Annotated in this window: 16 protein-coding genes; 2 read left to right on the top strand and 14 right to left on the bottom strand. The window is 51.7% G+C overall.

Annotation, left to right across the window (positions count from 1 at the left end):
* Positions 1-14 precede the first annotated feature (14 nt).
* The 13 genes from KK083_RS08125 to KK083_RS08180 all read right to left on the bottom strand — a co-directional run bounded on the left by KK083_RS08125 (position 15) and on the right by KK083_RS08180 (position 15548).
* On the bottom strand, positions 15-1610 hold the full coding sequence (locus KK083_RS08125) for an alpha-amylase family glycosyl hydrolase (RefSeq protein ID WP_254162317.1): 1596 nt from the start codon (positions 1608-1610) through the stop codon (positions 15-17).
* Positions 1611-1623: 13 nt separating this feature from the next.
* Entirely contained in the window at positions 1624-3423 is a 1800-nt protein-coding gene (locus KK083_RS08130; RefSeq protein WP_254162319.1) for an alpha-amylase family protein, read from the bottom strand.
* A gap of 68 nt (positions 3424-3491) precedes the next feature.
* On the bottom strand, positions 3492-3866 hold the full coding sequence (locus KK083_RS08135) for a transmembrane 220 family protein (protein WP_254162321.1): 375 nt from the start codon (positions 3864-3866) through the stop codon (positions 3492-3494).
* A gap of 153 nt (positions 3867-4019) precedes the next feature.
* A complete protein-coding gene (locus KK083_RS08140) occupies positions 4020-4883 on the bottom strand; it encodes a sugar phosphate isomerase/epimerase family protein (RefSeq protein ID WP_254162323.1) in 864 nt (287 codons plus the stop codon).
* Between the two features lie 29 nt (positions 4884-4912).
* A complete protein-coding gene (locus tag KK083_RS08145; protein ID WP_254162325.1) occupies positions 4913-8221 on the bottom strand; it encodes a ThuA domain-containing protein in 3309 nt (1102 codons plus the stop codon).
* Between the two features lie 22 nt (positions 8222-8243).
* On the bottom strand, positions 8244-8963 hold the full coding sequence (locus KK083_RS08150; protein WP_254162327.1) for a 3-keto-disaccharide hydrolase: 720 nt from the start codon (positions 8961-8963) through the stop codon (positions 8244-8246).
* 42 nt (positions 8964-9005) lie between these two features.
* Positions 9006-9431: a c-type cytochrome gene (locus KK083_RS08155; protein WP_254162330.1), complete on the bottom strand. Its 426-nt coding sequence runs from the start codon at positions 9429-9431 to the stop codon at positions 9006-9008.
* 16 nt (positions 9432-9447) lie between these two features.
* Entirely contained in the window at positions 9448-10503 is a 1056-nt protein-coding gene (locus KK083_RS08160) for a sugar phosphate isomerase/epimerase family protein (RefSeq protein ID WP_254162332.1), read from the bottom strand.
* Between the two features lie 62 nt (positions 10504-10565).
* Entirely contained in the window at positions 10566-11723 is a 1158-nt protein-coding gene (locus KK083_RS08165) for a Gfo/Idh/MocA family protein (protein ID WP_254162334.1), read from the bottom strand.
* 307 nt (positions 11724-12030) lie between these two features.
* A complete protein-coding gene (gene xylA, locus KK083_RS08170) occupies positions 12031-13359 on the bottom strand; it encodes a xylose isomerase (RefSeq protein WP_254162336.1) in 1329 nt (442 codons plus the stop codon).
* Positions 13360-13369: 10 nt separating this feature from the next.
* Positions 13370-13690: a type II toxin-antitoxin system RelE/ParE family toxin gene (locus KK083_RS32750; RefSeq protein ID WP_369074966.1), complete on the bottom strand. Its 321-nt coding sequence runs from the start codon at positions 13688-13690 to the stop codon at positions 13370-13372.
* Entirely contained in the window at positions 13683-13925 is a 243-nt protein-coding gene (locus KK083_RS08175) for a hypothetical protein (protein WP_254162338.1), read from the bottom strand. Before KK083_RS08175 ends, KK083_RS32750 begins: the two co-directional genes overlap by 8 nt.
* 126 nt (positions 13926-14051) lie before the next feature.
* Positions 14052-15548 carry a xylulokinase gene (locus KK083_RS08180; RefSeq protein ID WP_254162340.1) on the bottom strand — a complete coding sequence of 499 codons (1497 nt, stop codon included), beginning with the start codon at positions 15546-15548 and terminating at the stop codon, positions 14052-14054.
* Between the two features lie 96 nt (positions 15549-15644).
* Here KK083_RS08180 and KK083_RS08185 point away from each other — a divergent pair, with 96 nt between their 5' ends.
* The gene (locus tag KK083_RS08185) at positions 15645-16340 is read left to right on the top strand and encodes an NUDIX hydrolase (protein ID WP_254162342.1); all 696 of its coding nucleotides are present in this window, start codon (positions 15645-15647) and stop codon (positions 16338-16340) included.
* A 155-nt stretch (positions 16341-16495) separates the two neighbouring features.
* Positions 16496-17719 (top strand): MFS transporter, encoded by a 1224-nt coding sequence (locus tag KK083_RS08190; RefSeq protein WP_254162344.1) that lies wholly within the window; start codon positions 16496-16498, stop codon positions 17717-17719.
* 86 nt (positions 17720-17805) lie between these two features.
* Here KK083_RS08190 and KK083_RS08195 read toward each other — a convergent pair whose 3' ends face one another.
* Positions 17806-20952, bottom strand: a complete 3147-nt coding sequence (locus tag KK083_RS08195; protein WP_254162346.1) for a T9SS type A sorting domain-containing protein — start codon at positions 20950-20952, stop codon at positions 17806-17808.
* Positions 20953-21014 lie beyond the last annotated feature (62 nt).

Consider the following 21014-nt stretch of genomic DNA (forward strand, 5'->3'; position numbering starts at 1 on the left):
ACTGTTCTGTTATGTTAGTCATGCTTCAATATCGCGGTGCTGTAGGCCGGAAGTCTCAGCTCGCCTTCTTCTATGGCAATGCCACCTCCCGCGGTATCGAAGTCTATTTCGTTGAACCGGCTGATGTCGTCATTCAGGCGTACGGTGACCTCCACATCTGAGACATTGTGGAGCACCAGCAATTCACTGTTTTGGTGCTTGCGGATGAAGCTTACCACTTCACCGGGGCCGCGTCCCGAATAGTCGATATCGCCGTAAGTAAGTGCTGCGCTACTATTTCTGTACCGGATAAGCTTCCTGTAAAAGTTGTAGAGTGAAGCGGCGTCATCCTTTTGCCGGCTCAGGGGCACCACAGTTTGGTCTGTGCTGTAGCGCGATAGTTCCCAGGCGGTTTGCATGCTGTCGCCCTTGCCGGTATCCCACACAAATGGTTCGCGTACAAAAGCATCAGGACCAAACTGATCCTGGTACGTGCTGAGCTTGTCGCCGAGCATGCCGATCTCCTCTCCGTAATACACGTAGGGTGTGCCTGGCAGCGTGAAGAGCATGGCCGCGGTCATCTTCGCTTTATTCACGTCACCCTTGAGCTCCGTGAGGATGCGCGTCTGGTCGTGATTTTTAACAAACGTTGCATCGAGGTAATCGGTGGTAACGGACCGGTAGAAGTCGCGGATCTCCTTGTACTTTCTTACCAGGTCGATGGTGTCCCTTCCCGTGGCGGCTACACTGGTGATGGTGTAACCGAGGTCGAAATTAAAGAGCGATGGAAGCCCTTTCAGGTATGGCGCCACTTCTTTTGCGTTCGACCACACTTCACCCACAAGGTAAACATCGGGTTTGATCTTCTCCATCTCTTTTTTGAACCACACCCAGAACGCGTGGTTGTCTTCGGCACGTTCGTCGGGGAAGATGTGCCGCGCAGCATCCATCCTGAAACCGTCAACCTTCACATCGTTGAGCCAGAACCGGGCAATGTCGATGATCTCTTCTTTCACCTTCGGGTTGTCAAGGTTCAGGTCAGGACAAAGGCCGTTGAAATATCCATAGTACTGCTCGCTCAATGTGTCGCCGTTCACGGGGTGCCACTTGCGGATGTTGTCGGAATCGAACGTTTTCGTTTTTTTAAAGAGCTGACCTCGTATGGAGTCCTTTTTGGCCCATACATAATAATTGCGGTAGGGATTATCTTTACCCTTCTTTGCTTCCAGGAACCAGGGATGTTTGTTGCCGGTATGGTTGATCACGAAATCGGTGATCACACGAATGTGGCGCTTGTGTGCTTCGTCAACAAACTTCCTGAAATCTTCCAGCGTGCCGTAGTCGGGATCGATGTTCTTGTAATCGATCACATGGTATTTGTGATAGGTGTCAGACGGCATCACGGGCATGAGCCAGAGACCGTTCACGCCGAGGTCGCTGAAGTAGTCGAGCTTCGCCGTAAGGCCCTTGAAGTCACCTTTGCCATCGCCATCACCGTCGGCGAACGACATCACAAACACTTCGTACTTGACTCCATAAGGCCATTCAACGCCTTGCACACCCTCTCCCGGCCCACAGGCGTTCAGCACCAGCGCTGCGGCAAACAACAGTGAAAGGATTGGTCTTCTCATGGCGTTTGTTGTTCTACTTGATCTTGAATATAAAGCTGCTGTAGGGCTTGAGTCGTACGTCGAAGGTCAGGCTCTTATCGAATCCAACTTCTGCTTCGCGCCACAGCAGGTCGCGGGCAATGTACACCTGGCTCACGTCGAGCCCGATGGCCTCGGCAACGTCTGTGGGGATCTGGACCTTGGTTGTCCTTTCCTTATCGTTGAAGCTTGTAATAACCAGTAGCCTTTCCGTGTCGTGGTGCCTTACAAAAGCGTGTACTTTGTCATCGAAGTTCCCGGTGCTGATGTTGTATGCGGTGAGGTCATGGTAGTCGCCCTGGGTCAGCGCCGGATTTGTGGATGCCAGTGTGAGCACGTCGGTATAGAACTGCCTAAGCTGCCGCTGCTCGAGGCTCAGCAACGCGCCATCGAACCTGCCTCCGTTCACCCACTTCTGGTGTTCGGGCACGCCCCAGTAATCGAAGATGGTGGTGCGGCCATCATCGCCCTGAAAACCTTCCGAGCCTTTGCCGGGCTCTCCCACTTCCTGGCCGAAATAGATCATCACAGGTCCTCGGTCTATGGTGGCGCTGATCACCATGGCCGGTGCCGCTTTCCAGGGATCGCCGGCAAATGCCTTCGAGGCGATGCGCTGCTCGTCGTGGTTCTCCAGGAAATGCAGCATGTGGTGGTTTACCTGCTCAAGTCTCTTCTGCACGGCATGGATGTCCTGCGTCTGGCGTTGACCGTTCAGCAGCAGGCGCAGGGTGTCGTATAACAGAACCTTATCGTAGAGGTAGTCGAACCTGCCGGTCTGAATGTAGTTGGTGTACTGATCGGGATTGTAGATCTCAGCAATGAAGATGATCTCGCCGTTCACAGCCTTTACCTGCGGGATCACCCAGTTCCAGAACTCTACGGGCACCATCTCGGCCATGTCGCAGCGGAAGCCGTCTACTTTTTTGCCTGCCCAGAACAGGAGGATGTCGCGCATCTTATTCCAGGTATCAGGCACGGGGTCAAAATGGGTCTTGCGCCCGTTCTGAATGTCTACGCCATAGTTCAGCTTCACGGTCTCGAACCCCTCGTTGATGCCCGGGCTGGCGGTGAACTGATCGTTGCCCGTAACCTTGGCGGGAGTCTCTTCGAACTTCCGGTCTTTGGTGGGGAAGCCGTAATAAGCCAGGGCGTTGTAACCTTTGGGCACCTGGAACGATTCTCCGGGCAGATAGTAAAAGTTGTTGCTGGCCTTGAACGCCACGGTTTTATCGTCGTCCTCACCCAGGTCTTTGACACCGGCGGGTTTCACGTCAGAGTGATACGCCCGGGCCACGTGGTTGGGCACAAAGTCGATGATGGCTTTTAATCCTTGCTGGTGAGTGCGGTCTAGGAGGCGTTCAAACTCACGCATGCGGTCCGGAACACTCACGGCCAGATCGGGGTCAACATCGTAATAATCCTTGATGGCATAGGGTGAGCCTGCCCTTCCCTTCACAACGTCGGCATCGTCCAGCGGAATGCCAAAGGCCGTATAATCCGTCAGCACGGCATGCTCTATCACACCGGTATACCAGACGTGAGTGATGCCCATGTCCTTGATGGCCTTCAGTGCGGTTTGGTCTATGTCGTTGAATTTACCGACGCCGTTTTCTTCCAGCGTTCCATAGGGTTTGTTTACCGTCACTTTGTTGCCGAAGAGCCGGGTCATCATCTGGTAAATGGTGATCTTTCCTGACGATTGCTGCATGGTTTCAAGGGGTGGGATCTGTTCTTTGGGGGCGGTGCAACATAGGATTAAAAAAGCGGCAACAAGGTAAAGTAAAAAATATCTCATACGTCCTTAAGTTAAAAAAAGAAAAGACAGCTTTAAAGCTGCCTTCGAAAATCGTTTGCGGGAACAGTTTAAACCGCCTTTTTAAGAGTCCACACCCGGATCAGCTGCATCAGCAGCACCGCGATGCAGATCATCAGCCCCAGGAACTCGCGCGCTTCCTCTATGTAGAGGTGCTGCATCTTGGCGATATCATCGAAGAGCACGGAACGGTCAGGCTGGGCCATCCACTCGCGCATACCGGGTAACAGAATAACGGCATACACGACGAAAGCGGCCAGTAAAACGAGCATCACGATCCTGAAGAAGTAGCGGAATGCCGCCATGATGCAGATCACGGCCATGGAGCCATAGATAGCGATCCACAGCACCGGATCAGGATCGTTGATCTGAACAAACGCGAAGGCCAGGAACATGACAGCGAGGATGATGTTTACAATTTTCATCAGGAAGATTGGATGTTGTGCGTATTTTTAACCAGTGCAAATTAGAAATCAATTGCCGATGATCAATGGATGGCCCTAAAAAGATAATGATGCCGGATGATCTCCACCCGACATCATACATCCTGTAAACAAAAACAAAAGCGTTGAGTATTCTTAAAGAATGGTCTTCAAATATTTAATGCTGGCATCCGTGCTGTTGATCGGTTCGCCGGGATACGTCTCCTGCTCAACGTAGAAGTGTTTCATACCCGATTTATCCGCCTTGGCAAAAATACCTTTCCAGTCGATGGTACCGGTTCCGACGTCGGCATTGCGCATGCGGTCGGTCTTGTCCATATCCTTTACGTGCCACTGCTCGAAACGTCCCGGATGTTTTTCGAAATACTGGATAGGATCATAACCTGCGTTCACCACCCAGAAGATGTCCATCTCCATGCCCACCAGCTTGGGATCGAGCTCGGCCAGCATCACATCGTACGGGATCTGGTTATCGAACTTTTCGAACTCAAAAGCGTGATTATGGTAACCGAAGCGCAGGCCGTGCTTGTTACACACCTCACCTGCCTTGTTCAGACTTTCGCAGATGCGTTTGTAGTCGTCAATTGATTTTCGCTCCGTGTCCTGGATGTAGGGCACAACGAGGTACTCCTGCCCGATAGATTTGGCATCCGTCACCGCCTGCTCCCAGTTGTCGGCTTTGGCCAGGTCAAGACCGTAGTGTCCGCTGGTGACCCTCATGCCCAGGCTTTTCACAAAGTCTCCGAACTCGGAAAAAGGCATGCCGTAGATCTTGCCATCGCCATAAGCAAAGGTCTCGAGCTCTTTGTAGCCGAAGCTGGCTACTTTCTGAAGTACACCCTTCGGATCTTTCGTGATGGTATCGCGCAGGGTATACAACTGCAGGCCTACTGAATCTTTGCGTGACTGACATCCGCTGAGGGTTTGCATCAACGCGGGAATGGCCATGAGCCCTGCTGCCGCGGACGCCGATGATTGTATGAACGCTCTTCTTTTCATAAAATTGGTGGTTTAGGCACGTTTCCGATCTATTTGTTATCGAGCTTTGCGCTGCCGAAGAAGAACAGGTTCTTGTCTCCGGCCTGCGCATTCCTGAATACGATGTAAAGGTCGTGCATGCCTTCTGAACCGTCAAGCTTTGTAGCCACGGAAGACATTCCCGGTTTGCTGAACTTCACTTTGCCCAGCAGCTTACCGTCAGGCTGGTCGAGCCTTACTTCGGCTTCTCCACCCACCGTCTGGTCTTCCATAATGAACGCCGAAATGGTAGCGCTCTTCACACCTGTGAGGTCAATGCCCTTGTACGCTGCCCACGATCCGTTCTTCACGTTCTCCAGGCCTGTAGTGCCCTGGTATCGCAGTACCCTTGCAATGTGTAATGCACTGGCCTCCTCGGGCTTCAGCGCAGGACTGCGGAGAATGGCTGCGGCCGATGCAGGGATCGATGGCAGGTTGTTCGAACCTTTGTCGTAATACGTAGCGGTGAGCAGGTACGCGCCGTCGGTTTCTTTACCGGGTGTTACTGTTCCGGCAAGCGGCAGCGACTTGGCGCTCTTCTCCTGGCCCAGCGACATGATGTACTGTACCATTTTACGCGCCTCGTCAACGCTGATCTGCGGGTGTGCCGCCATCTCTGTGGTGCCCCATACACCGGCACCTCCCTTGATGATCTTCGCGGCAAGCTGGTCTACCGCTCCCTCCTGCTTGTCATATTTTTTGGCTATTTCCTTATAAGCGGGACCTGCCGAGCGCTGGTCAATGAGGTGACACGATTTACAATCGCTTCCGTCAATGAGACCTTTGCCAGGAAGCTCCGGTGAAGGAGCCTTCTGATGACCCTGCGCAATGCCGGTCATATCATATCCCTTCAGGTAATCGAAGCTGACCTTCACGTCACTGGCAGTGATCTTTCCGTCGCCGGTACTGCCATCTTCCTTGTCGGCGGCTTCCACGGTATATTTCACCGGAGCGCCCGGGAAGAAGAATGTTTTATTGCCACTGATGAACTGTGCCTTCACCGCAGGCTGCTCGTTGCCGGCAATGATCTGCAGCTGGGCCGAAGCAGTTGCACCATGCTTGTCAGTAACTTTCAGCTCGGGCTTATAAACACCCGGTTTATCGAACGTGACGGAGAAATTCCCATCGGCAGAGGTTTGTGTCTTACCGTCAACAAGCAGTTCATACTTCAGCTCGTCTCCGTCGGGGTCTTTCGTTCCCGCAGACTTGAAGGCTACCGTCAACGGTAATGCGCCATTGAACTTGTCAGCCGAGAGCGCTACAACGGGGGGCCTGTTGCCTCCGTTATAATCGATGCGCACAAGCCGGGCATCCAGGTTCTGGGCAAACCATTTGGTTCCATACTCGATCATGTACAGCTTACCATCGGGACCGAAAGCCATATCGATGATGTTGTTGAACTTCACATCCTCCATAAAGGGCTCGATGTCTTTGATGGCGCCTTCCTTGTCGAGAGTCAGCACAAACATCCAGTTGCGCATCCAGTCATAGATGATCAGCTTGCCATCGAAGTAGTCGGGGAACGCCCCCTCTTTGCCTTTGTAGTTCTCGCTGTAATAAACCGGTCCAGCCATGGCGTTGCGGCCACCCTGTTTCACCATCGGGAAATCCTCAGACTTGGCGTACGGATACCAGATAAAGGCCGGCGACACTGCGGGAAGCTCACGTTTGCCGGTGTTGTTAGGCGATTCGTTGATGGGCTTTTCAGGATCCCAGAGAGGCCCTACCTTCTGCGCCGCAAAATCGTATTTCGCATAAGGATAGTTATTGCCTACAAAGTACGGCCAGCCGAAGAAGCCCGCTTTTTTAGCCTGGTTCAGCTCGTCATATCCCCTGGGGCCACGCAATGAGTCGTTTTCACCGGCATCAGGTCCCACTTCACCCCAGTACAGAAACCCTGTTTTCTGATCGATGGAGATCCTGTATGGATTACGGCATCCCATCACGTAGATCTCGGGCCTGGTCTTGGCTTCACCTTTCGGGAAGAGATTGCCTTCCGGGATGGTGTAGCTGCCATCGGGCTCAACATGAATGCGCAGGATCTTGCCACGCAGGTCGTTGGTGTTGGCGGATGATTTCTGTGCGTCGAAGGGTGAGCGGCCCGGCCTTTCATCAGAAGGACTGAAGCCATTCGATTCAAAAGGACTGGTGTTATCGCCCGTTGAAATGTAAAGGTTGTTGTCAGGTCCGAAGGCCAGCGATCCACCGGTATGGCAGCACGTCTCGCGTTGGGTGGCTACTTCCAGGATCTCTTTTTCTGACGACCTATCAACGCTGTCGTTCTTGAATACAAATCGCGACAGCACGTTGGCAGACCTTTCGGGATGAGAATAGAAGATGTAAAGGAAGTTGTTCTCACTGAACTTCGGATCGGCGGTGAGACCGATCATACCATCTTCGAACTTCGTTCCCACCTTGAATTTATTGACGAGCTTCACTTTGCCATCGGCAGGTGTGTACAACTTCACTTCACCTTTGCGCTGCAGGAATACGATCTTGCCGTCGGGCAGGATGGTCATCTCTGTAGGCTCATCGAGGTTGAAGTCGAGCACAGTTTTATTGAAGCGGTTCTCCTCGGGAACAAGTTTGGAAACGGCCTTGCTGTAGTTCGGCTTGTCGTCGCCCATGGCATACTGGATACCTTGCAGCACGTGGTCGAGGAAAAGCGAGTCTTTGTAACTTTCTTTTGTGTGGCCAAGGCCGGTGTAAAATGAACGTCCGCCTTCAAAAGCGTGGTACCAGGCAATGGGATGGTTCTCACCGTTCTCGCCACCCTGGTAGGTGCTTTCGTCGAGGTTATAGATCACGTTGATATCGGGCGAGATCTTCTTGTAGTTGTACCACTCGTCTGTTCTCGTCCAGTTGTCGGGCAGTGTATTGGGACCGAAAGGCTTCACTTTCCGGACCGTGGCCTCCTGGATCTTGGGGTGGCTTTTAAAGTACGCGCCCACCAGCTTGCCGTACCAGGGCCACTCGTATTCGGTATCCGCGGCAGCGTGAATGCCTACATATCCCCCGCCGGCTTCAATAAACCTTTTGAAGGCTGCCTGCTGAACCGGGTCGAGCACGTTTTGCGTGGTGCTGAGGAAAACAACCGCGCGGTATTTCTTCAGGTTCTCTTCCGTGAACTGGCTGGCATCTTCGGTAGTGTCTGTTTCGAAGTCGTTCTTCTTTCCCAGCTCGATCAGGGCCAGCTTTCCATCTTCTATCGATTCGTGCCGGTAGCCGGCAGTTTTGGAAAATACCAGGATCTTTTTCTTCTCCTTGCTGCAGGAAAGAAGCAGGCAGAACAATATAACGATGGCAACGTAAGCTCTCATAGGTTTGGGTTAGTTAGGGTGATTATTTCAGCACCTTGATCTTGATATTGCGGTACCACACTTTGTCGCCGTGATCTTGCAGCGCGATGTGGCCTTTGGTAGCTTTGCCGAAGTCTGGCATGGTCTTGAACTTGCTGGCGGCTACCATGGCATCCCACTCGGGCGTGTGCATGGTGAACTCCACCACCTTGGTGCCATTGAGCCAGAACTCATATTTGGCTTTGTTAGAAACGATGCGGGCCTGGTTCCACTGGCCTGCGGGTTTTACAGTTTCCTTTTTGCATTTGATGAGATCGTAGAGGTCACCTGCGCGGTGTTTTTCGATCTTGGCATCCGGGTGACAGGTGTTGTCGAGCACCTGCATCTCAGGACCGGTGAAATACGTGGCGCGGTATTTCGGATCTTCCACCACGTTGAAGATGATGCCGCTGTTGCCGCAAGAATCGATCTTCCACTCCAGCGACAGCTCATAGTTCTCGTATTCTTCGTGCGTGATGATATCGCCGCGCTCTTCCCGCTGCGTTACACTTTTATCCAGCGACAGTGTGCCGTCTTCTACTTTCCAGCCTGCACCCAGGTCATTGCTGTTGAAATTTCTCCAGCCTTTGGTGGTCTTGCCGTCGAACAACAGCTTCCATCCATCCTTCTCTTCCTTTTTTGTCAGCGTATTCTGCGCCGTTGTGTCGATGCAACACGTTAAAAGCAGGCTGCAGGCGAGCAGCGAAATTGTCAGGTATCTCATTGGTCTAGATTGTTTAGGTATATTCTAAATGGTGTACGGAGATCAGTCTTTCGGTTTCTCTCCGTCGAGTGACAGCACATACATCGCCATTTTTTCGGCGTCGGCCTGCGACAGGTCGGGGTGCGCTGTCATGGGTATTTCGCCCCATACGCCGCTACCGCCTTTCATGATCTTGCCTGCGAGCAACGCTACGTTGGCCTTGGTGAACTCGTATTTTTTAGCAACGTCAGTGTGCGAAGGGCCTACGATCTTGTTGGTAGGATGATGGCAGGTCTTGCAGTCGCTGGCGTCAACCAAAGCCTGTCCTTGTTTGATCAGGTCATCGGATGAAGGTGTTCCTGAGTCGGCAGTTTCATAATCGTTGTAGCCGTCATCTTCTTTCTTCGTTTCTTCTTTCTTTCCACCGCAGGAGGTCATTGTGCAGGTCGCAAAACCGATAACCAGGATCAGTACAAATAGCTTTTTCATTTTCGTTTTTTAATAATTAAATTAATCCTAACACTCTCTTGTTGAACTTTTGGTCTTTACCGGAAGCAGCGAAATCGTCGAACGCCTTTTCCGTCACCCTGATGATATGGTCTTTAATGAACGGTGCGCCTTCTGCCGCGCCCTGCTCCGGATGTTTGATGCAGCACTCCCACTCCAGCACAGCCCAGCCTTCATAGCCGTATTGCGTCAGCTTGGAGAAGATGGATTGGAAATCAACCTGTCCATCACCCAAAGACCTGAATCTTCCGGGGCGGTCAACCCATCCCTGATAACCACCGTACACCCCTGACTTTCCTGTGGGATTGAACTCGGCATCCTTCACATGGAACATCTTGATGAACTGGTGATAGAAATCGATATACTGAAGATAGTCGAGCTGCTGCAGCACAAAGTGGCTGGGATCGTAGAGGATATTGCAACGTGTATGTTTGCCGGTAGCTTCCCAGAAACGCTCGAAGGTTATGCCATCGTGCAGGTCTTCACCCGGGTGGATCTCGTAACACACGTCCACACCAGCTTTGTCGAACGCGTTCAGGATCGGCAGCCAGCGTTTGGCGAGCTCGGCGAACCCGTCTTCCACCAACCCGGCAGGACGTTGGGGCCATGGGTATACTGTATGCCACATCAGCGCGCCTGAGAAAGTAGCGTGGGCGTTGAGGCCCAGGTTCTTGCTCGCCTTCGCTGCGTTCTTCAGCTGCTGCACCGCCCAGGCTGTTCTCTCCTTGGCATTGCCGCGTACTGATTTGGGAGCAAATCCATCGAACAATTCATTATAGGCAGGATGCACCGCCACAAGCTGCCCCTGTAAATGGGTTGACAGCTCTGTGATCTGAAGTCCTGCAGATTCTACGATGCCTTTCAGCTCGTCGCAGTAGTCTTTGCTTTCGGCGGCCTTTTCGAGGTCGATGCAGCGCGCATCCCAGGTAGGGATCTGCACGCCCACATAACCCAATGAAGCGGCCCATTTACAGATAGTCTTTAAATTATCGAACGGAGCCTGGTCTCCCATGAACTGGGCCAGAAATATCGCAGGACCTTTGATTGTTTTCATCGTCATTTAGATATGAGATTTGAGATATGAGACATGAGATGTGAGACGCTCAACTTTAAACTTTAAACTTTCAAAGGAGTCCACTTCTTGTTCGACGTAGCCGACTTAATGACAGCATCGACAAACGCCATTCCCCGCACGCCGTCCTGGGCATCGGGGAAGTCGTATTTGGCGGGGTCGATGGTTTTGCCGGCTTTATGATCGCGCACACCGCGGGCAAATGCCATGTAGATGTTGGCGAATGCTTCGAGGTATCCTTCGGGGTGACCTGAAGGCGTGCGGGTGTTCTTTTTGGCCGCGTCACACAGATAACCCCAACCGGCACGGATGATCTCCTTGGGCTTGTCGAGCCACTTCACCACCAGTGTGTTCGGCTCTTCCTGTCTCCATTCCAGTCCTCCCTTCTCACCGTAAACGCGGATGTTGAGATTGTTCTCGTCACCGGCGGCCACCTGTGTTGCCAGGAGCACGCCCGAGGCGCCGTTCTCAAACTTCACCAGCATGGAGCTATCGTCATCAAGCTGGCGTCCTTTCACCACGGTATTGAGCAGTGCATTGATCTCCACAATGTCGGAGCCCGAGATATATTCAGCGAGGTTGGCAGCGTGTGTACCGATGTCGCCGATCGCGCCACCTGCACCTGACTTCGAAGGGTCTGTGCGCCAGCTTGCCTGCTTGTTGCCGGTTCCTTCCACAAAAGTGGAAAGCCATCCCTGCGGATATTCCACATATACTTTTCTCACTTTGCCGATCTTGCCGGTCTTCACCATGTTGCGCGCTTCTTTCACCAGCGGATAGCCGGTATAGGTATGCGTCAGCGCCAGCACCAGGCCGGTCTTATCCACAATTTTCTTCAGGGCTTTTGCCTCCGCTACATTGAAAGCGATCGGCTTATCGATGATCACATGGAAACCGTTCTCGAGGGCCATCTTCGCGGGATCGAAATGCACGTGGTTGGGTGTTACGATCGACACAAAGTCCATGCGCTGATCTTCCGGAAGCTGCTTTTCCTTCTCGATCATTTCGGCATAGCTGCCATAGACACGGCTGGGGTCCAGGTACAGCGCTTTGCCAGTTGCTTTAGATTTTTTAGGATCACTGCTGAAAGCGCCGCAGACGAGTTCGATCTCGCCGTCAAGGGCTGCAGCTTTGCGATGAACGGCACCGATGAAAGCATCCAGGCTTCCACCGATCATTCCCATGCGTAGTTTTCTGCTCATGAAGTTTAAAATTAGGATTTGGTTCAGGTTTTAAAAGTTTCAGATTGAAAAATTACGAAATAAAATTACTGAAAACGATTGCGGTTTGGGTTGAATGGGGCTTATTTCATGCGTTAGCACCTCGGGCCTGAAATTCGTGCGAATAGAGCGGCAACGACCGGGTTTCTTAAGAGTCCACGGTCGACAGTCCACAGACCACAGCCAGGTGGTGTGTTAGTCAACGTTACTGCTTTGTCTCTCCTTGAAAGGCTGTATAGTGACGATCACACTGCACGTCCGTGGACCGTGGACTGTCGACTGTGGACTCTTAAATGAACTTGCTGATCAGATTTTCAATGTATTCCTGTTTGCCGCTGATCTGTTTGGGGTCGCCGTTCTTGTGTGCAAGGTTGCGTAAGTCTTCAAGACCGAGCTTGCCTTGCTCGAACTGTTTTCCTTTTCCAGAATCAAAAGAAGCATAACGATCTTTCCGGAGTTTGGTGTACTCACCATTGTCGATCACAGCCTGGGCTATGAGCAGGGCGCGGGCAAAGGTATCCATGCCGCCGATGTGTGCGTAAAAAATATCTTCCAGGTCGGTAGAGTTCCTTCTGGTCTTGGCATCGAAGTTCACGCCACCGGTTTTGAATCCGCCGGCCTCGAGGATCACCAGCATGGACTCGGTGAGCTCATACAGGTTGTTGGGGAACTGGTCTGTATCCCATCCGTTCTGGTAGTCGCCGCGGTTGGCATCGATGCTTCCCAGCATGCCCGCGTCGGCCGCAACCTGCAGCTCGTGCTGGAAGGTGTGGTGGGCCAGTGTGGCGTGGTTTACCTCGATGTTCAGCTTGAAGTCGTCCATGAGATCGAACTGGCGCAGGAACGAGATCACTGTGGCAGAATCGAAATCATATTGATGTTTGGAAGGCTCCATGGGCTTGGGCTCGATGAAGAACGTGCCTTTGAAACCTTGTGCTCTTGCATAATCTTTTGCCATGTGCAGGAACCGCGCCATGTGCTCCTGCTCACGTTTCATGTTGGTGTTGAGCAGCGACATATAACCTTCGCGACCGCCCCAGAAAACGTAATTGGCTCCGCCCAGCGCGATGGTAGCGTCGAGCGCATTCTTCACTTGCGCGCCGGCATAGCTCACCACTTCAAAGTCAGGGTTGGTGGCCGCGCCGTTCATGTAGCGCGGGTGCGAGAAGAGGTTCGCTGTTCCCCACAGCAGCTTCACGCCGGAAGCCTTTTGTTTTTTCTTCGCGTATTCCACAATCTTTTCGAGGCGTGCTTCTGATTCTTTCAGCGTAGGTCCTTCGTCGATCAGGTCGTAGTCGTGGAAGCAATAGAACGGTGCGCCGATCTTGGTGATGAACTCGAAGGCAGCATCCATTTTATCATAACCGCGTTGTACGGCATCGTCACTTTGCAACCAGGGAAAGCTTTTGGTACCAGGACCGAAGGGGTCACCGCCTGTGCCGCAGAACGTGTGCCAGTAAGCGATGGCAAAACGGAAGTGTTCTTCCATGGTCTTCTTCCCTACCTTCTTGGTGGCGTCGTAGAATTTGAAGGCCAACGGGTTGTCTGACTCTTTGCCTTCGTAACGGATCTGGCCTATGCCTTTGAAATACTCCTTATCTCCTAATGTGAGTTTCATGGTTGTGGTTTTATCGGTTTAAGATTTTCTGAGGATTCTGACGTGTGTGAAATACATCGATGATCACAATGATCATTTTACTTTCTATGTACTCGTATATGATTTTATAATTGCCTTCCACCAAATAGCGGCAGTGTAAGCCTCTTTCTGCGAGCAAAATATCCTGCTGTCCGGATTCCGGATGGGACTTGAGTTGATTAGTCCGTGCAAATATCTTTTCGACGAATCTATCTGCTGGATGGGGTGAACCAGCTTCTTCAGAAATGAAATAGTGTATTTCATCGAGGCATCGCAAAGCAAAAGGCGTCCATGTGATTACAATTTCAGCCATTCTTTCTTCTGAAATACTCTATGGCTTCTTCCTGCACGATTAATTTACCTTCACCAATTGCTTTTCTCGATTCCGAAATACGATCAAAATATTCATCTTCTGTCATTGGCTTATAGGGGCGACCTGACTTTGACCTGCCGTAATCCAAGATTTTTCGTATTGCTTCCAATAGGCGAGCGTCATTAACCTGATCGAGCTCTTTCTTTAGTATCTCTTTTTCCGCTTTCAAATCCATAATCAAATACTTATGTTGTAAAATACCATTTTTAGCATGCAATGACAAAGTGGAAATGCACTTGCCAGCTTCTTAGAAGCAGTTCACTTATAGTTGTTATAGTTTTACAAACTTTCATTAGCGGCTTTACAGATATTTCTGAAGCTGCGTCTTCCACTGCGTGTAGGCATGATGATACTGCGCTGCCTTGTTCGTATCGGGCTCTTCAGACTCGATGATCTGCAGGCCGCGGAAAGCTTCTTTAAAGTCCTTGAAGATTCCTGCGCCCACCCCTGCACCCAGCGCTGCGCCCTTCGCACCATCGGTATCGTAAAGCTCAAGCCTCGCGCCGATGGCATTCACGAACGCTTCGCGGAACAAAGGACTTAAAAACATATTGGCGTTGCCGGCCCTGATCACATTGGTCTTCAGTCCCATGCCTTGCAGAATGTCGAAACCATATTTCAGCGCGAACACGATCCCCTCCTGCGCAGCCCTGAAGATGTGGCCCTGGCTGTGGCGGTTGAAGTTCAATCCATGGAAAGATGCTTCTACCGATTTGTTCTCCAGGATACGTTCAGCGCCATTCCCGAAAGGCAGCACGGTAAGCCCTTCGGCCCCGATGGGAACCTTCGACGCCAGCCTGTTCATTTCGGTATAATCGTATGGATCGCTGTGCGATTTGGTGTTTCTGCGAAGCCAGCTGTTGAGAATGCCGGTGCCATTCACGCAAAGTAACACACCGTTGGAAGGCCGTTGTGCGCTGTTATTCACGTGAATAAAAGTGTTTACCCGCGATTTTACATCAAATGCATTTTGATCGGTAACGCTATAGATCACTCCCGATGTGCCTGCAGTGGCTGCTGTTTCTCCGGGGTTGAGCACATTAAGCGAGAACGCATTGTTGGGCTGATCGCCGGAACGGTACGCCACCCTGGTGCCGGCTTTAAGACCCAGCTCGACCGCCGCGTCTTTTTTCACTTCTCCCTGAACGGAGAACACGGGTTTAATAACAGGAACAAGCGCGGGATCGAAGCCGTAGTGCTCCAGCAATTTACCTGATACCGATCTGGATGGATAATCCCAGAACACTCCTTCAGACAACCCTGTATCCGTGGTCACGATCTCACCCGTAAGACGCATGGCAATGTAGTCACCCGGCAGCATGAACTTGTGAACCTTCGAGAATACGGCAGGCTCGTTCTCTTTTACCCAGCGCAGCTTCGATGCTGTGAAATTGCCCGGTGAGTTCAGAAAGTGGCTCAGCGCGTACTCCTCTCCTAACGCTTTCATAGCTTTGTCGCCGATGCTCACGGCGCGGCTGTCGCACCAGATAATGGAAGGCCTCAGCGGCTTGTGGTCCTTGTCCACCAGCACAAGCCCGTGCATTTGATAAGAGATACCGATGGCAGCAATGCGGTCGCCGGTGGTGCCGGCTTTCTGAAGACAGGTCTTGACGCTGATCAGCAGGTGCTTCCACCACAGTTCCGGATCTTGTTCGGCCCAGCCTGGCGCAACAGCGATCATCGCCATTTCTTCGGCGGGCGATTGTGCGGAAGCCGCGGTGAGGCCGGTTTCAGCATCGACCAGAGAAGCTTTGATAGAAGAACTGCCTATGTCTAATCCCAGCAGGAATTGGTTCATGGGTGAGTGAATTTCAAACAATATTATCTACAAATAGTCAATTTGACTATATTTTTTCTATTTTTTTTATATCTTCCATCGCAGAAAGAAACACCTATGCCGTCTGATCTCTTTTCAAGTAGTGTTATTGACGCGGTCTCCATTGACTGCCTGATCTTCGGTTTCCGCGGCAGCGGGCTCGACATTTTGCTGATTAAACATGGTGAAGGCATCAGTAAGGGCAAGTGGGCCCTGCCCGGCGGATGGATCCAGTACAATGAAGATGTGGACGAAGCCGCGGGGCGGTTGTTGAAGTCGCTTACAGGTGTGTCTAATATATATCTCGAGCAGCTCAGGGCGTTTGGCGATGTGAGCCGGTATCCCGAAAAACGTGTGATCACCATTGCGTACTATGCGCTGGTAAATACCGATCACTATGCGCTGAGCGCGGGCTTCACGGCCTCGGATGTGCAGTGGTTCAACGTGCATGAAGTTCCGAAGCTTCCGTATGATCACAACCGCATCCTCGATTTTGGCTTGCGTCAGCTGAAGCACAAGGTTCGGCACGAGCCCATTGGTTTTAACCTGCTGCCCAAGAAGTTTACCCTGCACCAGATCCAGCAACTTTACGAGGCCATCCTGGAGATGCAGCTCGATAAACCGAATTTCCGCCGGAAGTTATTGAATATGAATTTGTTGGTTCCCTGTCATGAGAAACAGAAAGATGTATCGCACCGGGCGGCGAGCCTTTACCGCTTCGATAAAAAGATCTATGATCAGCTGACGGAGAAAGGGCTTTCGTTCGAGCTCTAGAATTTAGAATGTAGAATTAGGAGTTAGCATGTTGAGGTTACGCGATTCTAATGCTAAATTCTAAATTCCATATTCTGCCTCCGAAGAGGCTTGCAGGAGAAAAAATTTAGGCTCATATTCACTTTGACAATAAGCAAATCAAAACCTGAACCACTATGAATGACGCAAACAGTAAAAGGCTTTTTTACGGCAGTTGTTTCGCCCTGATCACAACTGCTTTTTCTTTTAGTATCCGTGCTGGTATTCTGGCGCAGCTTGGAACTACCTTCAACCTTTCGGCGACGCAGCTCGGCTTCATCAACCAGATGTGGTTCCTGGGGTTCCCCATCTCCATGGTGCTGGGCGGTATTTTCTATGGCAGCATCGGCCCCAAGAAGATCATGATCGTGGCCTTCTTCGCGCACATGATCGGTATTCTTCTTACGATCTACTCCGGAGGATATACAGGCCTGCTGATCTCCACCCTGTTCATTGGCATTGGTAATGGTTGTACGGAAGCTGCCTGTAACCCGATGATCGCCACGGCTTACAGCGGCAAACTGATGAACACACTGCTCAACCGTTTTCACATGTGGTTCCCCGGAGGTATCTTCCTCGGCAGCCTCATCTCCTTCGGCATGACAAAACTCGAGCTGGGCTGGGAAGCGCAGATCTGGGTGATCATGATCCCTACTTTGATCTACGCATATCTTTTCTACGGACAATCTTTCCCCGAACCGAAAGGAGACGCTGCTTCGCTCTCCTCGAACCTGTCGGCGATGATCACACCGTTGTTCCTTTTTATCTGTGTCTGTATGACACTTACAGCGATCTCCGAATTCGGACCTACACAATGGGCACAGTTGATCCTGGCAAAAAGTGGTGCTGAACCGATGGTGATCCTGGCCATTATCTTCGGACTGATGGCGATCGGCCGGTACTTCGGCGGAGAGTTTGTACACAAGTTCGACCAGACCGGCGTGCTCCTGGGCGCAGCCATATTTACAACCCTGGGCGTGTTCCTGTTGAGTACACAGACCGGTCCTATGGCTTACGTAGCAGCGGTTGTGTTTGCGATGGGCGTGTGCTATTTCTGGCCCAACATGATCGGATTGACTGCAGAGAAAGTTCCGTCGAGCGGTGCTATCGGGATGTCCATCGTAGGCGCATTCGGTATGTTCTCGAGCGCCATCTGGCAACCGATCATCGGCGGATGGATCGACAAATCAAAAGAGCAGGCTTCCACCACCGGATTGCAGGGTGATGCACTCGAGCTGGCGGCAGGTCAGGCTACCTTATCGAAGATGATCATGTTCCCCGTGATCTTGATCGTGCTCTTTGCCATCCTGCTTTTCTGGATCAGGAGCAGGAAAGCCAATTCAGTTGCTGTTAATGCCTGATCACAACGCAGAACAAGGCTAACAAAATAAAGAAGCCGCCTCTTTACATGGGGCGGCTTCTTTCGTTACAGACAGATCTATGCCGATCAGTCTTTGGCAAACCTGAATTTGTAAATACCTTTTTTAGCGTTGATGATCAGAACGTACAATCCCTGCTGGAGATCGTGCACATCAAAGACGATCGCATCCCGGTCTGCCCTTGACGCAATGTTCATCCCGCGTCCATCGGCGGCAACTACCCTGGCGGGAGCAGTAAACAAATCGTTGTCCTGTGTGGAGATGATCAGCACATCTTTCGCAGGATTGGGATATGCCTGCGAGAATATATCCGCAGTCTGCTCGACACCCGTGATAGGGTTTTCGGGTTCAGGAGTTCCTGGCACGGTTACCAGGTTGGAATAGGCATGGAACGAATCATAGGTACCTTTTACTGCCTTGACGCGGTATTGATACGTCTTATTCTTTGCGGCGCCATTGTCTGTGTAACTGGTGGCGTTGGCGGCGAGCGTTGCGAGGGTGGTATAATCCGCTTCGGAAGATTCCTTGCGCTGGATCACATATCCTGTTTCGATGGATGACCTGTCTTCCCACGTTAAGGCCATCGGCGAAGTTGCCGATACAGTTGTATTGATGACACCCGGTGTTTTTATCATCAACACTTTTGCCGTGTCGGAATACAACGTAGCGGTGGGGTAAGACATCCGCGTCCCTTTGATGCGATAGTGGTAAAAGCCTTCACTGCTCATGGTAGCGGTGTACGACGTTGCTGCCGTGGATTGAGGAAACGCTGTGAAAGCGGATACCGGCGTATTCAATTCCGCGGAAGTAGCCCGCTCAACAACGTACACGGCCGCCGGGGTGAGGGCCGTCCATTGGATATTGACACTGGTCTCGCTGCTCTTCGTTGCTCCTGACACGGTCGGGTATTCAATGGCCGCGGCCACTGACTTGCCTTGAGACACGCCTTCCGTGAATTTGGTCCTGATGCGGTACGTGTAGAATGTACCTTTCACTACGTTAACATCCGTATAGGTAAGCTGGCCGGCATTTAAATTGGCGATGGTGGTAAAATCCTGAGGTGTAGCTTGCGGATCAGCAGACTGCGCCCGTTCCAGCACATAACCTGTTTCGTCATCGGCGTTGTCTTTCCAGGTAAGCACGATCTTGTTCCTGAGGATCTCGGCACTTGCTTCCGCGAGCTTGGGCGATACGGGGCTGTATTCCCAGAGGTCGGCCGCGTTTCCGGAATAACCCGAACCCAGCCCGGCGTAGCCTTTATTGTCAATAACAAAGGCACTGGTGTATTGATACGAGACACTGGGGTAAGGTTCCTTCATTGACCAGGTGTTATTTGACGGATCATAAACCTGTGTCACATATCCGCTTGAGCCGCCAACGACATAGGCTTTATTGTTGATCACAAAATTTGACGCCGTATAAGCAGAGAATTTCAGGTCTGCTTTCTTTGTCCATGTGCCTGTTGCTCCCGCTGAAGGATCAAAAGCATAAAGCTCTGTGCCCATATAAACGTAGCCGGTATTGTTAATGGCAAAGCCCGAGCCATTGCCTGTTTTGGGGAAGTCCGCCACCTGCCTCCAGGTATTCTGGACGGGATCGTATTCGTAAAAGTCGGCATAACTATTCGGGCTGGAGAATCCGAGGCCTACGTATGCTTTGCCATTGAGCACGAATGCCGCAGCATAAGCTCTCTTTACGCCAGGGAATTCGGCAATGGGAGACCACGTGTTGGTGGCAGGATCATACACATAAAAATCTTTCGTGTAGGTGAAAGACGGGGAGCGATAAAAACCGAGGCCCACATAAGCTTTGCCGTTGATCACAAATTCGACAGAAGCCTCGCGTCCTCCGCCGGGGAAGTCTGCCTTACGCTCCCAGGTATTCCTGGCGGGGTCATACTCCCAGAAATCATTTTGGGCAGTGGAATTATCATAGCCCAATCCAAAATAACCTTTCTGCCCGATCGAAAATCCAATGGCATCGACCCTGACCTTGGCTCCGATACCGGGATAGGATGCTTTCTTTTCCCAGTCGCCGAGTTTATTGACCGACGCCGTAACCGCGCCTGTGTTGACATACGCCGATACATCGCCGTTATTCCTGATACCCCGCACACGATAGTAATAAGTTACGCCTGTCGTTACCGTGTTGTCGGCAAACAAGGTCGATCCGCCGGGGACTTTCCCAACTTCCTGAAACCCGGAGCCGCTGGAGAGCGAACGTTCAATGGAGAACTGATCTTCGTTGCCGCGGTCTTCCCAGTAAACGTTGATCTGATTTTCCTTCACCCCCACCGCGTAAGCGTTAGCAGGTCTGGTGATAGGGTAATCATACGTTACCTCGTATTTGAAGAGGAACGGTGTCAGTGGATTGTTGCTGGGGATCGAGATCTCGTACGCGATCCGTGTATCCACGGCCGAGCTGAAGGAAATTTCAAAGGTAGTGCTGCCACCTGCGTTTACGGTAGCGGCAGGCTGAGCAGAAACGGTTACGCCTGTGCCGGTGGCTGTCACCGTACCGATGTTCAGTACGGCGGGGCCACCGTTCTTGATGGTGAAGGTTTTGGTTCCCACAACGTTAAGCCCCATGGTGCCGCCACCGATGGTGGTATTACCAAGGCCACTGGTGATCTGGCTTGTTTCGGAATACCATACCGTCATCGAAGGTGTCGGAAACTGTTCAAAAGTTATCGTCATTCTCAGGTCGGCCGTAGTAAGCTGCGCCAGCGTTCCCGTATTGTTCCTGATCATCTGCCCTCCGTCATAAGGACCTGGAGCAGTGGAGGATGCGGATTCAAGTCCTACGTCTTCCCTGAACAAGGCATAGTAGGTCGTGTTCTTGTCGAGCTCCACGTTGTTGAAATTGTAAACTGTATAAGGGAAGTCATCGGTCTTCGAGATGCTTTCCGCCACCACTGTTCCGGACGTCCCATCCGTCAATGTAGTTGCGTTGGAAGGCATCGCGCTGTAGATGTACATTTTGCTCGCTTCGGATACGGCATCGATGTGATAAACAACACGGAACGACTTGAGTATTACTTTATTACTTGCGCCGGTAGACCCGCTGCCCGCGCCCAGGGAAGAAGGCCGGAAGGACTGGCCCCGTGTGGGAACGGCGGGATTGCCGGTGGAGTTTTGTACGACAGTAAAGGTTTGTGCCCATCCCGCTATGGAGAGGCCAGCGAAGAGCACGGTTACCAGGAACTTATTCATCATTTGGTTTCAGAGTTAAACGGCAAATTTACCAGGCTGCCGACGGTAAATCAGGGGAAATGCAC

The sequence above is a fragment of the Chryseosolibacter histidinae genome (genome assembly GCF_018598225.1).
GTDB lineage: Bacteria > Bacteroidota > Bacteroidia > Cytophagales > Cyclobacteriaceae > Chryseosolibacter > Chryseosolibacter histidini.